Below are 17,028 nucleotides of genomic sequence, written 5' to 3' on the forward strand. Positions count from 1 at the left end.
GGAGGTCGTCACGCTCCGGCGGTCGCCGCGTCCAGTCTAGGGGCGCTCTCGGCAGATCCACAGAATCCCGCGGCCACCGTCTCGTACCCTGGATTATCCAAGGGGAGTACTCCGACACGGTCGGGTCGTCATTACGGATGCGTCTGCATCCCGGCCCACCGGTCCCGCTCGGCGGGATGGGGAAGACTTTGGCGCTGTTCCGTCACGCCCGAGTCTGGAGTACCCGTTGGAAATCACCCCCTTGATCTGGGTCATCACGATCGCGGTCACCATCGCGTTCTTCGTGTACGAGTTCTTCGCGCACGTCCGCAAGCCGCACGAGCCGAGCATCGGCGAGTCCGCACGCTGGTCGATCTTCTACATCAGCCTCGCGCTGCTCTTCGGCGTGGGCATCGGCATGGTGTCCGGCTGGACGTACGGCGGCGAGTACTTCGCCGGCTACCTCACCGAGAAGGCGCTGTCGATCGACAACCTCTTCGTGTTCCTCATCGTGATGACGGGCTTCGCGGTGCCGAAGATCTATCAGCAGAAGGTGCTGATGATCGGCATCGTGATCGCGCTGATCCTCCGCGGCATCTTCATCGCGGTCGGCGCGACCCTCATCGAGAACTTCTCCTGGATCTTCTACGTCTTCGGCGCGCTGCTGCTCTTCCTCGCGTACCGCCAGGCCTTCAGCAGCCACGAGAGCAACCCTGCGAACGGTCGCTTCATGACCTTCGTCCGCCGCCACCTTCCCGTCAGCGAGGAGTACAACGGCGACAAGCTCACGGTCGTCCAGAAGGGCAAGCGCTACGTCACGCCGATGCTGCTGACGATCATCGCGATCGGTTTCATCGACCTCGTCTTCGCCGTCGACTCGATCCCCGCCATCTACGGCCTCACGGACGAGGCGTACATCGTGTTCACCGCGAACGCGTTCGCTCTGATGGGTCTGCGTCAGCTGTACTTCCTCATCGGCGGCCTGCTCGAGCGCCTGGTCTACCTGGCTCAGGGCCTCGCCGTCATCCTCGCGTTCATCGGTGTGAAGCTCGTGCTGCATGCCCTGCACGTCAACGAGGTGCCGTTTATCAACGGCGGCGAGCCGATGCTGTGGGCGCCCGAGATCCCGATCTGGTTCTCGCTGCTGTTCATCGCCGCGACCATCGCGGTCGCCACCGTCGCGAGCCTGATGAAGACGCGCCGGCACCACAACACCCTCTCTTCCCCGACCGATTCCACCCCCACCATCGACAAGGAGCACTCTTGAGCGCGCAGCGCTGTTCTGACTCTTCGGACTCTGACAGTACGAGCACCCGGTTCATCCCGGGTGCTTACCCCGCCACCGAGGAGGTCGCCCGCTGATGGGCGATCTGCTCTGGAACATCGCCCTCGTCCTGCTCTTCGTGCTGATCGGTGGTGTCTTCGCTGCGACGGAGATGGCGCTGGTCACGCTCCGTGAGAGCCAGCTCAACGCGATCGCCGCTCGTGGCCGTCGCGGGGCGAAGGTCGCCGCGTTGGCCCGCAACCCCAACACCTTCCTCTCGGCGGTGCAGATCGGCGTGACCGTGGCGGGCTTCGCGTCCGCCGCCTATGGGGCGACCTCGATCGCGCCGTCCGTCGCGCCGCTGCTGCAGGGCTGGGGCGTCGCACCTCCGCTCGCGATGACCCTCGCGACCATCGTGCTGACGCTCATCATCGCGTACCTGTCGCTCGTGCTCGGCGAGCTCGTGCCGAAGCGGCTCGCGATCCAGCGCAACGCGCAGTTCGCGTATGCCGTGGCGCCGGCGCTGAACGGCTTCGCGACCGTCATGCGTCCGGTGATCTGGCTGCTGTCGGTCTCGACGAACGCCCTCGTCCGCGTGCTCGGCGGCGACCCGCACAAGACGAGCGACGAGCTCACCGATGAGGAGGTGCGCGATATCGTGGCGACCCACCAGGGCCTCCCCGACGACGAGCGCCGCATCCTCGACGACGTGCTCTCGCTGCGTGGGCGCCAGGTGAGCGAGGTCATGCGCCCGCGACCGGAGGTCGTGGCGCTGGACGAGGCTGCCACGGTCGGGGCGGCGGTGGAGCAGGTGCGCGAGCTGCCCTACTCCCGGTACCCGGTGTCGCAGACGTCGATCGACGACATCACCGGCTTCGTGCACGTACGTGACCTCTTCGAGGCGGCGGCGGACGACCCGGAGCGCCCGCTGCAGGGGCTCGTCCGCGACATCCCCTACATCCCGTCCACGGCAGGCGTGCTGCCGACTCTGACCCGCATGCGGGCGGAGGGACACCACATCGCGGTCGTCGTGGACGAGTACGGTGGCACCGACGGTCTGGTCACGCTGGAGGACCTCGTGGAGGAGGTCGTCGGTGAGATCTTCGACGAGTACGACGCCGAGGTGTTCCTCTCCGCCAACGACGGGCTGGACGGGCGCCTCAACCTGCAGGACTTCGAGGAGGCGACGGGGCTCGCGATGCCGCGCGGTTCCTCCGACACCATCGCCGGATTCGTCACGGAGCAGCTCGGACGGCTTGCCGTGGTCGGCGACACCGTCGAGGTCCCGGGTGCGACGATCCAGGTGGTCGAGATCGATCGCCGCCGCATCGCACGGGTGCGGGTCTCGATGCAGACCGATCCGGCAGCGGGACGAGGCGCCGAGGACTGATGCACGACCGGGTGGCGGGGTGCGTCAGTCGCGCGCCCCGCTGCCCAGCTCGCGCAGTCCGTCGTGGAGGACCTCGGTGAGGAGCCGCGCGTAGCGGCCATCCGGATCGAGGTCGGGATCGAAAACGGTGATGCTGGCTCCGATCGCCCGCGGGGCGAGGGCGCGCAGGAGAGCGGTGAGCTCCGCCGCGTCGAGACCGCCGGGGTCAGGGCTGTCGACGGCGGGCATCACCGACGGGTCCAGCACATCGACGTCGAGTTGCAGCCAGTAGCGACCGCCCGCGGACGCCGCCGTCTCGGCGGCGACCGCATCCGCTCCTCGCGCCCGCACATCGGCCGCAGGTGTGACACGTGCGAGGAGGCTGCGGACCTCCGCCTGCTCCTCGTCATCATCACGGTGCCCGATGTGGGCCGTGCCAGCGGTAGAGAAGTACGGCGCGAGCCCCTCGATGTCGGCGATGACCGGCCAGTGCGCGCCGACGGCGGCCGCCAGCGCTTCGCCCGCCACGCTCGCGCACTCGTCGCTGTTGCCCGGGTGGCGGAAGTCGGTGTGTCCGTCGATGTGCACCAGGCCGGCCCCGCCGCGGCGCTTCACCGCGATCCCGGCGGCGACGAGGATGCCGCAGTCGCCGCCGATCACGAGCGGCGCCCGACCATTATCGAGGGCCTCGCCGATACGTGACGCCAGCCGGCGGGAGTGGTCGACGAAAGCGGCCTCGTTGCGCACCCGGTCGGCGGGCCGGGTCGCGTCGTCGTCCACGTAGCGCCCGGCCAGCACGATGCCGCCGTCAGTCGCTCCCCGATCGGTGAAGCGCCGGAACAGCCCCGCTTCGCGGAACGCCTCGGGGGCCTTCGCGGAGCCGGGCACGCTGCCGGGCTCCGGTGGGCGCAGGCCGAGGTTGCTGGGGGCGGACAGCAGCGTGATCATGCGCTCATCCTGCCCCGGGCGTCCGACATCGCCGTCGATCAGCGGATGGCGTAGACGGCGCTGCCGACGATCACCGCGATGACGGTCGTCCAGCCGATGATCGCGACGGCCTGCCAGACGAGGATGCGTCCCTTGCCGATGCCGGACGCGGCCAGCATGGTGGCGGTGAAATGGGTCGGCAGCAGCAGCGGTCCCAGCAGGCTCACCCCGGGGACGCCGTAGCGCTCGAACGCGCGCTGGAACTTCTCCCGGCGGGCGGACCCGCGTCCGGTCTCCGCCGGGACGCCGTCGGCCTCCAGGCTCATCCCGCCGCCCACCGTCACCGGCTGCTTCGCCCGCGAGCGGTCCACGATGGCCCGACGGGCGCCCGCGCTGGCGAGCACCAGGATCGCGACGCAGAGGAAGTTGCCGACCATCGCCGCGACGGCCGCGACCACGGGCGGGATGCCGCCGAGGATGCCGATGCTCGCGGCGCCCTCGCCCTCGACGAACGGCACCGCACCGGCGAGGGCGACGATGAGCGGCTGGACGAGGTCGGGGACCTGGGCGACGAGGTTCTGGAAGGTCTCGATGAGGTTCATGGGGGAAGCTCCGGGTGTCGGTGCGGACGGTCTCTCCGTCGCGATGACCCCAGTCCAGTCGAAGCGGCCCCGGCGCGGCAGTGTCGCCGCGTCACCGCTCTCCATGCGGTTCGCACCGGATCCCGTGACATGTGTCACGCCTCTATCGTGGGGAGCGTGAGCAGTCCTTCCCCCGCCCTCTCCGATCCCGGCCCCGGTGCCCGCCAGCTCGCGCGGGGCATCACCGCCACCTGGTGGTACACGGTCGGCGGGGTGATCTTCATCGAGCTCATGCTGGTGGCCGCCTGGCTGGGCATCGCCGTGGCACTGGATCGCTCGGGCGTCGCGCTGCTCGTCGTGGGAGTCGGGGGCGTGCTCTGGGCGGCGTCGACCGTCCTGCTGCTGGCCGACTACCGCCATCGCGTCGAATCCGGCCCCGGGGTGGGCTGGGCTCGCCTGGCCGTGCCGACCCTCGTCGCCCTGATCTACGGCGGCGCGGCGGGGGCTCTCGTCGGCAGTTGGCAGCTCGCCGCGATGCCGGTGGTGCAGGTCTTCGTGCTGGTGAGCTGGCCCCGCGGGATCCGGGTGCGGGTGGCCGTGGCGGCGACGGTCGTGCTCGTCGCTCTCGCGCTGCTCGACTCGACCACGACCTTCGGCTCCGGCGTCCCGGTGTGGGTGCCGGTGCTCTACGGAGTCATGCTCCCCGGGATGACCGTGAGCTCGCTGTGGTGGTGGGACGTGCTCATGGCCCTCGATCGGGCGCGCGCGTCCGAGGCGCGACTGGCGGCGACGCAGGAGCGCCTGCGCGTGGCGACCGACGTGCATGACCTCCAGGGGCATCACCTCCAGGTGATCGCCCTGCAGCTCGAACTGGCCGAGCGCCTCCTCCCGACCGATCCGCAGGCGGGGATGGATCAGCTCCGTGCGGCCCGGGCGAGCGTGGACGACGCGCGGCAGGGCACCAGAGACCTCGCCACGCGGTTCCGCTCGGTGCCCCTCGGCGACGAGCTGGCGAACGCCCGAGACCTGCTCGTGGCGGCAGGGCTGACGGTGGATGCGCGGATCCACCCGGATGCGGACGCGGCGCCCGCGGCCGACCTCGGCCCCGTGATCCGGGAGACGACCACGAACGTCCTGCGGCACGGACGCGGTGGTCACGCGCGCCTGATCCTCGACCGGACGAGGGATGCCTGGCGGTACGAGGTCGCCAACGACGCGGACCCCGCGTCCGAGGACGGGGCGGGCGGCTCCGGGCTCGACGGCGTCCGCCGGCGGATCGGCGAGGCGGGCGGCACGTACGAGCAGCGGAGGGACGCCGACGAGTTCGTCGTGACGGTCACCGTGCCAGCGCAGGCGGAGATCGTCCGATGATCCGGGTGCTGCTCGCCGACGACGAGGGGATGATCCGCTCCGCGCTCGCCGCTCTGCTGCGCCTCGAGGATGACATCGACGTCGTCGCGGAGTGCGCGGACGGCGAGGAGGCCGTCGCCGCCGCCACCCGGCTCGAACCTGACGTGTGCCTGCTCGATCTGGAGATGCCGGGGCTCGACGGCGTGCAGGTCGCCGAGAGACTCAACCGCACGATCCCCACCCGCTGCATCGTCGTCACCCGGCACGCGCGTCCAGGGGTGCTCCGGCGGGCGCTCGCCTCCGGCGTCTCGGGTTTCGTGCCCAAGTCGCGGGGCGCGGACGAGCTCGCCGCGATCATCCGCCGCGTCGCGGCCGGCGCCCGGTACGTCGATCCGGAGATCGCCGCGGATGCGCTGAGCGACGAGCGCTCGCCGCTCACGGACCGCGAACTGGACGTGCTCCGCGCCGGGCGCCGAGGGGAGACCACGGGACAGATCGCGCGGGCGCTGGCGCTGGCGCCGGGGACGGTGCGCAACCACATCTCCGTCATCCTCGGGAAGCTCTCGGTGAGCACCCGTCAGCAGGCCGTGCTCGTCGCCGAGGAGCGCGGCTGGATCTGACCGTCGTCACGCGTCCGTTTCGGTGGCCACGGCCTGCGAGAATGGAGGCGCCGAGTCCCGAGCCGAGGAGCACACGTGCCGTTCATCTCCACCCGCGGCGGCATGCAGCCGCAGTCGTTCAGCGAGACGCTGCTGGAGGGCCTGGCGCCCGACGGCGGTCTGGCCGTTCCCGATGTCATGCCGGAGGTCGACGGCGAGACGCTCGAGCGCTGGCGGGCGCTGACCTATCCGCAGCTCGCGACCGAGGTCCTCGGCCTCTTCGCGACCGACATCCCGCGAGAGGACCTCGCGCGGATGACGGCGGCGGCGTACGCGGACTTCCCGGACGGCGTGGTCCCGCTTCGTCGCGTGGACGACGACCTCACGCTGGTCGGCCTCTCCGAAGGCCCGACGCTGGCGTTCAAGGACATGGCCATGCAGTTCCTCGGGCAGGTGCTGGAGTACACGCTCGAGCGCCAGGGCGCAGTCCTCAACATCCTCGGCGCGACCTCGGGCGACACCGGCTCGGCTGCGGAGCACGCGCTGCGCGGCAAGGAGCGCGTCGCGGTGTTCATGCTCTCGCCGCAGGGCCGGATGAGCGCGTTCCAGCGGGCGCAGATGTTCTCGCTCGACGACGCGAACGTGCACAACATCGCGGTGGAGGGCGTCTTCGACGACTGCCAGAACCTCGTAAAGAAGCTCGCCGGCGACCTCGACTTCAAGCGCGCCCAGCACCTGGGGGCCGTGAACTCGATCAACCTCGCCCGCATCACCGCGCAGACCGTCTACTACTTCTGGGCATGGCTGCGCGCGACCGACGCCGGCGGCTGGACCGAGGTGTCGTTCACCGTCCCCTCGGGGAACTTCGGCAACATCCTCTCCGGGTTCTTCGCGAAGCAGATGGGACTGCCGATCCGGCGGCTCGTCCTGGCCGCGAACGAGAACAACGTGCTCGACGAGTTCTTCCGCACGGGGGTGTACCGCCCGCGTAGCGCCGCGCAGACACTGGCGACCTCGAGCCCGTCGATGGACATCTCGAAGGCGTCGAACCTCGAGCGGTTCATCTTCGAGCTCGTGGACCGCGACCCCGCGCGCGTCGTCGGCGCCTGGGACGACCTGGAGGCGCAGGGCTTCTTCGACTTCTCGGCCGAGCAGGCGCGCTTCACCGAGGAGTTCGGCATCGTGAGCGGCACCTCGACGCACGAGGACCGGCTCGCGACGATCCGGGACGTCTACGAGACCTCCGGCGAGGTGATCGACCCGCACACCGCCGACGGGGTGAAGGTCGCGCGGGAGTATGTGGAGCCCGGAGTGCCGATGCTCGTGCTGGAGACGGCCAAGCCGGAGAAGTTCGCCGAGACCATCCACGAGGCCATCGGGGTCGAGCTGGCGTACGCCCCCGAGCTCCGCGCCATGCTCGACGCCGCTCAGCACGTGACCGAGATGCCCGACGACGAGGACTCTCTCCGCGCCTTCATCGAGGCGAACGCTCTGCACTGATCCGCAAGACCCCGCTTTCGCGCCGAACCCCCCTGTCCCCGACGCCGGAGACAGGGGGTTTCGACGTGAAGCCGGGGTCTCGGCGAAAAGAGGAGGGGGTGGGCAGTATGCACAGGAGGAAGGCAGATCAGGGCGGAGTGCACATGTCGGGAAAGGTGGCGGCGTGAGTACCGTGGCGGACAACCCGTTCCCTCCTCCCGAAGGACTCCCATGGCACGCACGGCGCACGCAGACGACTTCGCGCTCTCCCGAGTGACTCCCGAGGCCCGCAAACCCTGGTTCGGAATCGCCGTTCAGCGATTCGGGCAGGTCTCGGCCCTCTCGCAGTTCCTCCTCGGCGCGACCCTCGGTTACAGCATGACCTTCGGCGAGGCCGTCCTCGCCTTCCTCTTCGGCTCGCTCATCCTCGAAGTGATCATGTGCGTCGTCGGCTTCATCGGCCAGCGCGAGGGTTTGAACACGGCGCTCCTCGCCCGCTGGACCGGCTTCGGCGAGATCGGCGCCTCGCTCGTCGGCCTCGCGATCGGCATCAGCCTCATCGGCTGGTTCGGCATCCAGTCCGCGATCTCCGCGCAGTCGCTCGACGCGCTGATGCCCGGCGCGCTGCCCGTCTGGGCCTGGAGCCTCATCTTCGGCCTCGCCGTCACCGCGATCGTCGCCTTCGGCTTCGTCGGCATGCAGTGGCTCGCCAACATCACGGTGCCGCTGTTCCTGATCCTCGTGGGCTGGTCCGTCATCTCCGAGCTCACCCGCCACGACATCGGCGAACTGCTCACCGGCCCGGCGCCCGGCCCGACCATGAGCGTCTGGGCGGGAACCGGCATCGTCGCCGGGGGCCTCATCGTCGGCGCCATCATCACCGGCGACATGACCCGGTTCAACCGCTCGCGGGCCGACGTCGTCAAGCAGACGGTGCTCGGCGTCTCCCTGGGCGAATTCGTGATCGGACTCGCGGGCGTCCTCCTCGCCCACGCGGCGGCGACCGGCGACATCGTCGCGATCGTGACCTCGTCCGTCGGCTTCATCGGTCTGTTCATCGTCCTCACCGGCACGCTGAAGATCAACGACTGGAACCTGTACTCCTCCACTCTCGGCCTGGTGAACTTCATCTCCACGGCCTTCGGCAAGAACCTCCACCGTGTCACCACTACGATCGTCCTCGGAGTGGTCGGCTCGGTGCTGGCCGCCGTCGGCATCCTCGGTCAGTTCACCGAGTTCCTCGTCGTGCTCAGCGTCGCGTTCCCGCCGATCGCCGGGATCATGGTCGCCGAGTACTACGTGGTGCGCCGCTGGCGTCCCGAGCTCGACGCGACCCGTGCCGCGGGGACCCTGCCCGCCACCGCCCCGAGGATCGTCCCGGCCACGATCGTCGTCTGGCTGGTCTCCTCGCTGGTCGGCTACTTCGTGACCTGGGGCATCCCGTCGCTGCTCAGCCTCTTCCTGTCGATGGTGCTCTACATCGTCGCCGGCAAGCTCGGCTGGGTGCGCGGCGTCGGCGTCGCGACCACCCGGCAGGCGAGCCCCGTCGACAGCACCCCCGCCGCGGTCTGAGCAGACGCGCCGGAAAAGAACCACCTCCACGAAAGCGAGCACCATGCACATCGGCATCGACGTCGGCGGTACCAACACCGACGCCGTCCTCATGGACGGCACCCGCACCCTGGCCGGGGTGAAGCACTCCACGACCCCGGACGTGACGAGCGGGATCGTCCAGGCCATCGAAGACCTCCGTGCGGGGCACGCCTTCGAGGGCGCCGACATCGATGCGGTGATGATCGGCACGACGCACTTCATCAACGCGCTCGTGCAGGCGAGCCGGCTCGCCCCGGTGGCGGCGCTCCGGCTCGGCCTGCCCGCGACGCGCGCACTGCCCCCGTTGATCGACTGGCCGGAGGTGCTCGTCGCCGCCACCCGGGCGCGCAGCTACCTGGCGCACGGCGGCTACGAGTTCGACGGCCGTCCGATCTCGCCGCTCGACCCCGATGAGATCCGCGCGCACGCCGAGGACATGAAGGCGCACGGCATCCGGTCCGTCGCCATCTCGTCGGTGTTCAGCCCGGTCAACCACGACCTCGAAGTGCAGGCGGCCGAGATCGTCGCCTCGGTGCTGGGGGAGGACGCCGCCATCTCGCTCTCGCACGAGATCGGCCGCATCGGGCTTCTGGAGCGCGAGAACGCGACGATCATCAACGCCGCCCTCCGGGAGCTCGCGTCGGAGATCGTCGACGGGTTGACCTCGGCGGTCCGCGCGCAGGGCATCGAGGCGCCGATCTTCCTCAGCCAGAACGACGGCACGCTGATGGACGAGGACTACGTGCGCCGGTACCCGGTCGCCACGTTCGCGTCCGGACCGACGAACTCGATGCGTGGAGCCGCGGCCACGAGCGGACTCGTCGACTGCGCCGTCATCGACGTGGGCGGCACCACCGCCGACATCGGCCTGCTCATCAACGGCTTCCCGCGGGAGACGGCGAACGAGGTGAAGGTCGCCGGCATCCGCACGAACTTCCGGATGCCGGACGTGCTCTCCCTCGGCATCGGTGGCGGCAGCATCGTCGACGAGGAGACCGCCGAGGTCGGCCCGGCCTCGGTCGGCTACACGCTGACGACGGAGGCGCTGGTCTTCGGCGGCTCGACCCTCACGGCCACCGACATCGCGGTCGCCGCCGGTCGCGCGCAGGTGGGAGACCCCGCCAAGGTCGCGCACCTGGACCCCGCTTTCGTGGAGCGGGTGCTCGCCCGGATCGCGGAGCGGGTGGCGGAGGCGGTGGACCGCATGCGCACGTCGCCCGAACCCATCGCGGTCGTGGCGGTCGGTGGCGGGTCCATCCTGCTGCCCGACGAGCTGCCCCTGTTCGGCACCGTGCATCGGCCGGAGAACTATGCGGTCGCCAACGCCATCGGCGCCTCGATCGCGCAGGTCGGTGGCGAGATCGACAAGGTCTACGCGATCGAGCCCGGCCGTCGCGATGAGACCATCGCCGAGGTGCGCGCGGAGGCCGTCGACAAGGCCATCGCGGCCGGTGCCAAGCCCGCGACCGTGACGATCATCGACTTCGACGAGGTCCCCATCCCGTATCTTCCCGGCAACGCCACGCGCATCCGCGTGAAGGCGGTCGGCGACCTCGACATGGGGGCCTGACATGAGCACGACGATCACCGCGGCCGACATCGACGGCCTCGCCCGCGGCGCGGCCGTGCTCGGCACCGGCGGGGGTGGCGACCCGTACATCGGCGCCCTCCTCGCCCGCCAGGCCCTCGCCTCCGGAGACGTCACGGTCGTGGCGCTCGACGAGGTGCCGGACGACGCCCTGGTGCTGTTCGTCGCGATGATGGGCGCGCCCACCGTCATGGTCGAGAAGCTGCCGAGCCTCGCGGAGGTCATCGAGCCGGTCAAGGCGCTCGGCATCCACCTCGGCCGCCCGGTCACGCACATCGCCTGTGCCGAGGTGGGCGGGGTGAACTCGACGATCCCGATCGCCGCCGCCGCCGCGCTCGGGCTTGCGCTCGTCGATGCGGACGGCATGGGGCGCGCGTTCCCCGAACTGCAGATGGTGCTCCCGACGCTCTACGGCGTGACGGCCTCGCCGCTCGCCTTCAGCGACGAGAAGGGGAACACGGGCGTGCTGCAGACCGCCGACAACTCCTGGACCGAGCGCATCGCCCGTGTCGCGTGCGTCGAGATGGGCTGCTCCGTCATGATCTCCGGCTTCTCGATGTCGGGTGCCGCCGCACGTCAGTCGCTGGTGGCGGGATCGCTGTCCCGGTGCATCGACATCGGTCAGCGGATCGCGGAGGCCCGCGAGGCGAAGACCGACCCGGTCGCCGCTGTCGTCGAGCTCCTCGGCGGTCGCGAGCTGTTCGGCGGCAAGGTGGCCGACGTGAACCGGGCCACGACCACCGGCTTCGCGCGCGGCAGGGCACGGATCGATGGAGACGGCGGCACCTCGCTGACGCTGCAGTTCCAGAACGAGCACCTCGTCGCCGAAGCGGACGGACGGGTGCTGGCGACCACTCCGGACCTCATCATGGTCCTCGACGGCGAGTCGGGGGAGCCCGTCACGACCGAGGGGCTGCGCTACGGACAGCGCGTCCGCGTGATCGCCGCTCCGGCCGACGAGCGCTGGCACTCGGATGCGGCTCTCGCGATGGTCGGCCCGGGATATTTCGGCTACGACATCCCGGCGCATCGCTTCGACGGCACGGTCTCCGCCGGAGACGCCGCGGCAGGGGCCGCCGCATGAGCTGGGAGCTGACGGCGGCGGACCTGCCCGACCTCGCCCGCGGTGCGACGCTGCTCGGCACCGGCGGCGGGGGCGACCCCTACATCGGCAAGATGCTGGTGGAGCGGGTGCTCGGCGACGGGACCATCACGATCCTCGATCCGGACGACCTCGCCGATGACCTCTTCGTGATCCCGACCGCGCAGATGGGCGCGCCGACCGTGATGGTCGAGAAGATCCCCGCCGGCACCGAGCCCACCCTCGCGCTGCGCACCCTGGAGGACCACCTCGGACGTCGGGCCGATGCGACCATGCCCATCGAATGCGGCGGGATCAACTCGATGATCCCGCTCATCGTCGCCGCGGAGACCGGACTGCCGGTCGTCGACGCGGACGGCATGGGACGCGCCTTCCCCGAGCTGTCCATGGAGACCTTCGCGGTGTACGGCGTCCACGGCTCGCCGCTCGCCCTCGCCGGAGAGCGCGGGGAGCGGGTCGTCATCGACACCGGGGACGACGACCGCCAGATGGAGTGGCTCGCCCGGGGCATCACCATCCGGCTGGGTGGCGTCGGTCACATCGCCGAGTACGCCATGAGCGGCGCCGACGTGCGACGCACAGCGGTGCCGCGGACCATCTCGATGGCCCTCGCGCTGGGTCGGGCGATCCGCCTCGCCCGGGAGGAGCACCGCTCGCCGTTCGAGGCCATCGCCGCGACGCTGTCGACGACGCTCTACCCGCATATGCGCGAGCTCTGCGTCGGGAAGGTGATGGACGTCGAACGACGGACCACCGAGGGTTTCGCGAAGGGGCGGGCGGTCATCGCTCCGCTCGGTGCCGTGGAGGACGACACGTTCGAGATCGCGTTCCAGAACGAGAACCTCACCGCGCGGCGGGCTGGACGGCTCGTCGCGATCGTCCCCGATCTCATCTGCGTCGTCGACCACGAGACGGCCGAGCCCATCACCACGGAGGGCCTCCGCTACGGTCAGCGCGTCCGGGTGCTCGGCATCTCGACGCCGGCGATGATGCGCACCCCCGAGGCGCTGGCCGCCTTCGGGCCGTCGGCCTTCGGCCTGACCGAGGAGTTCGCTCCCGTCGAGGGGATGGCCGCGTCCTAGGCTGGATCCCATGAGGCTGGAGCGGGACGACCTGGAGGCGCTCGCCGGCGGGTACGCCCTGCTCGGCTCCGGCGGCGGCGGTTCCACGACGATGCTCGAACTCATCCTCGACACCACCGCGGGATGGCCCCTCGAGGTCGCGCCCGTGGATGCGCTCGATCCCGGCACGCCCTGTCTCGGCGTGGCCTTCGTCGGGTCGACGATGCTGCTCGGCGAGCGGATGCCCGGCGCCGCGCCCTTCGCCCCGCTGCTGCGGGCGGTGGAGCGGTGGCTCGGGCATCCCGTCCCGGCCGTGTGCTCCCTCGAGGGCGGCGGCATGAACGGCCTCGCGCCGCTCACCCTGGCCGGATCGCACACCGTGGTGGACGCCGACTGCACGGGGCGTGCGGTGCCGGGACTCGATCAGATGTCCCTGTTCGTCGACCGCGTGCCGGGACTGGTCTTCGCGTGCGAGACCGGCGCCGACGGGGTGGCGCTGGTGGAGGCGACGAGGGCCATCGATGCGGAGCGTGTCGTCCGTTCGGCCATCATCCAGGCCGGAGGCGTCGGCTGCGCTGTGCTCGCCGGCTTCACCGTCGGCGACCTGCGGGAGCACGCCATCGCCGACCACCTCGCCCGCGCGCTCGCCCTCGGTCGCAGCTTCCTGGCGCACCGGTCGGCGCCGCTGCCGGTCCTGGCCGACGTGCTCGGCGGGACGCTGCTCGCCGAGGGTCGCATCGTGGCCGGTGCGTCCTCCGGCACCGATCCGCACGTGAACGCGGTCGAGATCGCCGGACTCGGCGGAGCGGTGCATCGGATCGTCACCCGTTCCGAGACGCTGGCGGTGCTCACCGACGGCCTGCTCGTCGCCGCGGCCCCCGAGATCATCGTGCTCCTGGATGCCGTGTCCCGGGAAATCCTCGAGGTCACCGAACTCGCCCCCGGGCGCACGGTGGCGGCCGTCGCCCTTCCCGCGCCGGAGTGGTGGAACGCCCGCCCTGAGCGGCGGGCCCGGGTCGTGCCTTCCGCCTACGGGCTCGTCGATCTGGACGCCGCGTGAACGGCGCGCTCGCCCTGGGGGCCCTTCTGGCGCAGGAGGAGAACGGCGTCCTCCGCCATGTCGCCGGCCCGCGCGACGTCGGGTGGGACGCGGTCGTGGTGGAGGCTGCGGAGTCCGACCTGCCGGACGAAGGGACCGCCCGGCTCGCCATCCTCACGGCGGGGGCACCGCTCGCCACCTGGCAGCAGGACGCGATGCTGCGCCGGGTCCGTGACCGCGGGTTCACCGGACTCGCGCTCCCCGGCGCCGCCGGTGTCGATCCCGGGGCGCTCCGCCTCGCGGACCGGATCGGTCTCGCCCTGCTCGACGTGGAGAGACCGGTGCAGCTCGCCCGCGCCTGTTGGATGCTCATCGAGGTGAGAGACGCCCTCACGCTCACACGGGTGCGCAAGGTCGCGCAGTCCTTCGAATACGCGGCCGACGACCTCGGCGACCTGCTCGGACACCTCGCGGCGAACCTCGGGCTCGGCGTCGCCCTCGTCGACGCCGCGGGAGTGCTGCGTCAGGCCGGAGGACATCTGGGTGCCGACCTGCACGCGGCGATCCGCTTCGACTCGTGGAGCGATGGCGCCAGGGCGGGGGAGGGCGCGGCCGCCTCGGTGCGCGTGGACAGCCCCGGCCGGTCCGGTCTGCGCCTGGTCCTGTTCGGCGACGGCTTCGGAGAGGCGCAGCTGCAGTCGCTCCTGGTGGCCGCGGAGGTCGCAATGCCCGCGGTGGCCGCCCGCATCCTCATCGACGAGATCGCGGCCGTCAACGACGTCGCCGCGTCGTCCGGGCTGCTGCGGGACTTCGTCGAGCTCCGCGGAGCCGCCGATGCCGATGTCGAACGGCGCATGGCGGAGCGGGGGTGGCGCACCGGTGGGCATCACCTCGGGTTCCGCATGGTGGCGCGCAGCCGGGTGGAGCCGCTCGCGCTCCTTCGTGCGATCAGGCCGGGGCTCAGCGCGATCGACGCCGAGGCGCACGCGACCACCGCGGGTCGAGGCCTCAGCGGTTGGCTCTCCTTCGCCGAAGCCCCCGGTCCCGACCGCATCGAGCGGGCCGTGGCGGCGCTGCGCGACCTCCACCTCGCGGCCCTGCGCGACTTCGCGGTGGCGACCGGGGTGGGCTCGGCGCAGACCGGGCCGGAAGGACTGGCGGCGACCCTCGACGAGGCCGGCGATGCCGCACGGATCGCCGCGGCCCGGTCGGCGACCGGATGGTTCGTCCGCGTCGACAGCCTCGGGCTCGAACAGCTCCTGCTCGCCTGGACCGGGAACGACACCTTCGTTCCGGCCGCGCAGTCGCTGCTGGCACCCCTGGGGGAGGGGAACGGCGAGTTGCTCACGACGCTGTCGGCGTACCTCGACCATGAGTCAGGCATCGCGGCCACGGCGGCCGCTCTCGGGCTGCATCGCAACACGGTCGCCGTGCGGATCCGGCGGGTGCAGGAGCTCCTCGGGATCGACATGAGCGACCCCGAGGCGCGGCTGGCGTTGCACCTCGCGTGTCGCGCCGTGCTGCCGCGCTGAGCCCGGCGGTCACTCCGGGTCGCCGTGCAGCATTCAGGCGATCCCGAAGCGGTCGACGAGCATGCCGAACGTCCCACCCCACGGCGGCACGTCGAGCGGCATCGTGATCGTGGCGCCCTCGGAGAGCCGGTCCCACACCTGTCGGGTGACCTCCTGTGTATTGCCGCTCAGCGAGACGGAGATGCCCTGCGGTCTCTCGTAGGTCATGCCCTCCGGAGTATCCGAGGCCATGAGCACGAGACCGTCGGGGGTCGTGAGCTGCGCATGCATCACGAGATCCTTCTGGCTCGGATCCTGCACCATGTCGGGGAAGTCGCCGAAGACCGTGATGTCGAGGTCTCCGCCGAGGACTCCCCGGTAGAACTCCATGGCCTCGCGGGCCTCGGTGCGGAAGGACAGGTAGGGATTGAGGTTCGCCATGCGTGCTGCTCCTGGTCGCTCGACTGCTGGAAAGACCCCCGCCCCTCCTCAGTCTGCGCGCGCCGGCACCGCTTCGGCAAGCCATTCCGCGAACGTCTGCGTCCCGCGAATCGCGTCTGGTCCCGGCAGCGCCTTCCCCGCGCGCATCCCCGCCATCTGCGGACCTGGCACGTTCAGCGCCGGGATCCAGCCGCGGTACCCGATGCGTCGCGCGTACGCCCGCACCATGTCGGCGAGCTGCTCTTCGCGGGGGCCGGCGAGGTCGGGCACTCGGCCCAGCGCGTTCCCGGTCGCGAGCGCGACGAGCTGTTCCGCGACCTCGCGGGCCGCCACCGGCTGCGTGCGCGCACGCGGGGCGAGATGCAGCGGACCCGCCTTCGCGCGCGCGAACATCTGCGCGGCGAACTCGTGGAACTGCGTGGCTCGGAGGATCGTCGAGGGGACGGCGGACGCGGAGACCAGCTTCTCCTGGGCCACCTTGCCCGCGTAGTAGTCGTAGGGGATCCGGTCGATGCCGACGATGGAGAGCAGGACGACGTGTCCCACGCCGGCGTCCGCGGCGGCGGCGAGGAGGTTCCCGGTGGCGGCCGTGAAGAACTCGATCGCCGTGCTCGCCTTCAGCGTCTCGACGCTCACGACGTCGATCACGGCGTCGGCTCCGGTCAGCGCCGCCTCCAGCCCGCGCCCGCTGACCAGGTCGACGCCGTGCGAACGACTGAGCACGACGGCCTCATGACCCGCGCTCCGGACGGCCTCCACCGTGGGCGTGCCGACGACGCCGGTTCCTCCTGCGACGACGATCCTCATGCGTCGATCCTCACTCCCGATCCAGTCCGAAGGTGCGCTTCACGAGCGCCTGCACATCACGATCGAGTCCGTCGATACGGGCGTTGACGCCGTCGATGCGGGTGCCGACCGCGTCGAACCGGGTGTTGACCGCATCGAAGCGCGCGGTCATCTCGTTGCGCAGGCCGCCGAGCTGACCGTTCATCTCGTTGCGCAGGCCGCCGATCTCGCTGCGCAGGACGCGGATGAACAGCGTCGAGACGACCGTGAGCATGCCCATCATCAGCGCCGTGAAAGCGCCGATCATGGTCCAGACCTGTGCACCGTCCATGGTTTCCATCCCCTCATCGTGGCACCGG

16 protein-coding genes are annotated in these 17,028 nt (G+C 70.8%); 11 read left to right on the forward strand and 5 right to left on the reverse strand.

Features of this window, described 5'->3' with window-relative positions; translation table 11 throughout:
• The first annotated feature begins 226 nt into the window (after positions 1-226).
• Positions 227-1,246 (forward strand): TerC family protein, encoded by a 1,020-nt coding sequence (locus AC3B5L_RS03555; protein WP_187663274.1) that lies wholly within the window; start codon positions 227-229, stop codon positions 1,244-1,246.
• Positions 1,247-1,340: 94 nt separating this feature from the next.
• Complete coding sequence (locus tag AC3B5L_RS03560) at positions 1,341-2,633, forward strand: hemolysin family protein (protein WP_490096216.1); 1,293 nt, start codon at positions 1,341-1,343, stop codon at positions 2,631-2,633.
• Between the two features lie 24 nt (positions 2,634-2,657).
• On the opposite strand, the gene AC3B5L_RS03565 is transcribed toward AC3B5L_RS03560, so the two are convergent.
• Entirely contained in the window at positions 2,658-3,560 is a 903-nt protein-coding gene (locus tag AC3B5L_RS03565; protein ID WP_490096217.1) for an arginase family protein, read from the reverse strand.
• Between the two features lie 38 nt (positions 3,561-3,598).
• Complete coding sequence (locus AC3B5L_RS03570) at positions 3,599-4,141, reverse strand: small multidrug efflux protein (RefSeq protein WP_259953476.1); 543 nt, start codon at positions 4,139-4,141, stop codon at positions 3,599-3,601.
• A gap of 156 nt (positions 4,142-4,297) precedes the next feature.
• Between AC3B5L_RS03570 and AC3B5L_RS03575 the strand changes: the two genes are divergently transcribed.
• From AC3B5L_RS03575 to AC3B5L_RS03615, 9 genes are all read left to right on the forward strand, one after another.
• Positions 4,298-5,491, forward strand: a complete 1,194-nt coding sequence (locus tag AC3B5L_RS03575) for a sensor histidine kinase (protein WP_259953474.1) — start codon at positions 4,298-4,300, stop codon at positions 5,489-5,491.
• The gene (locus AC3B5L_RS03580; protein ID WP_187663279.1) at positions 5,488-6,090 is read left to right on the forward strand and encodes a response regulator transcription factor; all 603 of its coding nucleotides are present in this window, start codon (positions 5,488-5,490) and stop codon (positions 6,088-6,090) included. The genes AC3B5L_RS03575 and AC3B5L_RS03580 overlap by 4 nt, the downstream gene beginning before the upstream one ends.
• A 75-nt stretch (positions 6,091-6,165) precedes the next feature.
• Positions 6,166-7,569 carry a threonine synthase gene (gene thrC, locus AC3B5L_RS03585; protein WP_187663280.1) on the forward strand — a complete coding sequence of 468 codons (1,404 nt, stop codon included), beginning with the start codon at positions 6,166-6,168 and terminating at the stop codon, positions 7,567-7,569.
• Between the two features lie 210 nt (positions 7,570-7,779).
• The gene (locus tag AC3B5L_RS03590; protein WP_259953473.1) at positions 7,780-9,120 is read left to right on the forward strand and encodes a purine-cytosine permease family protein; all 1,341 of its coding nucleotides are present in this window, start codon (positions 7,780-7,782) and stop codon (positions 9,118-9,120) included.
• Positions 9,121-9,163: 43 nt separating this feature from the next.
• Positions 9,164-10,711, forward strand: a complete 1,548-nt coding sequence (locus tag AC3B5L_RS03595) for a hydantoinase/oxoprolinase N-terminal domain-containing protein (protein ID WP_259953472.1) — start codon at positions 9,164-9,166, stop codon at positions 10,709-10,711.
• 1 nt (position 10,712) lies between these two features.
• Positions 10,713-11,813 carry an S-methyl thiohydantoin desulfurase family protein gene (locus AC3B5L_RS03600; protein WP_280567528.1) on the forward strand — a complete coding sequence of 367 codons (1,101 nt, stop codon included), beginning with the start codon at positions 10,713-10,715 and terminating at the stop codon, positions 11,811-11,813.
• Positions 11,810-12,913, forward strand: a complete 1,104-nt coding sequence (locus AC3B5L_RS03605) for an S-methyl thiohydantoin desulfurase family protein (RefSeq protein WP_259953469.1) — start codon at positions 11,810-11,812, stop codon at positions 12,911-12,913. Before AC3B5L_RS03600 ends, AC3B5L_RS03605 begins: the two co-directional genes overlap by 4 nt.
• Positions 12,914-12,923: 10 nt before the next feature.
• Positions 12,924-13,952 carry a DUF917 domain-containing protein gene (locus tag AC3B5L_RS03610; protein WP_259953468.1) on the forward strand — a complete coding sequence of 343 codons (1,029 nt, stop codon included), beginning with the start codon at positions 12,924-12,926 and terminating at the stop codon, positions 13,950-13,952.
• The gene (locus AC3B5L_RS03615) at positions 13,949-15,463 is read left to right on the forward strand and encodes a helix-turn-helix domain-containing protein (protein WP_259953467.1); all 1,515 of its coding nucleotides are present in this window, start codon (positions 13,949-13,951) and stop codon (positions 15,461-15,463) included. The genes AC3B5L_RS03610 and AC3B5L_RS03615 overlap by 4 nt, the downstream gene beginning before the upstream one ends.
• Before the next feature lie 33 nt (positions 15,464-15,496).
• On the opposite strand, the gene AC3B5L_RS03620 is transcribed toward AC3B5L_RS03615, so the two are convergent.
• Genes AC3B5L_RS03620 through AC3B5L_RS03630 form a run of 3 tightly spaced genes read right to left on the reverse strand, consistent with a single transcriptional unit; the run spans position 15,497 to position 17,009 of the window.
• Positions 15,497-15,883 carry a VOC family protein gene (locus tag AC3B5L_RS03620; RefSeq protein ID WP_490096218.1) on the reverse strand — a complete coding sequence of 129 codons (387 nt, stop codon included), beginning with the start codon at positions 15,881-15,883 and terminating at the stop codon, positions 15,497-15,499.
• A 48-nt stretch (positions 15,884-15,931) separates the two neighbouring features.
• The gene (locus AC3B5L_RS03625) at positions 15,932-16,690 is read right to left on the reverse strand and encodes an SDR family oxidoreductase (RefSeq protein WP_259953466.1); all 759 of its coding nucleotides are present in this window, start codon (positions 16,688-16,690) and stop codon (positions 15,932-15,934) included.
• 10 nt (positions 16,691-16,700) lie between these two features.
• The gene (locus AC3B5L_RS03630) at positions 16,701-17,009 is read right to left on the reverse strand and encodes a hypothetical protein (RefSeq protein WP_187663289.1); all 309 of its coding nucleotides are present in this window, start codon (positions 17,007-17,009) and stop codon (positions 16,701-16,703) included.
• Positions 17,010-17,028: the final 19 nt, after the last annotated feature.

Source organism: Microbacterium sp. C-MGS6, from assembly GCF_058140415.1.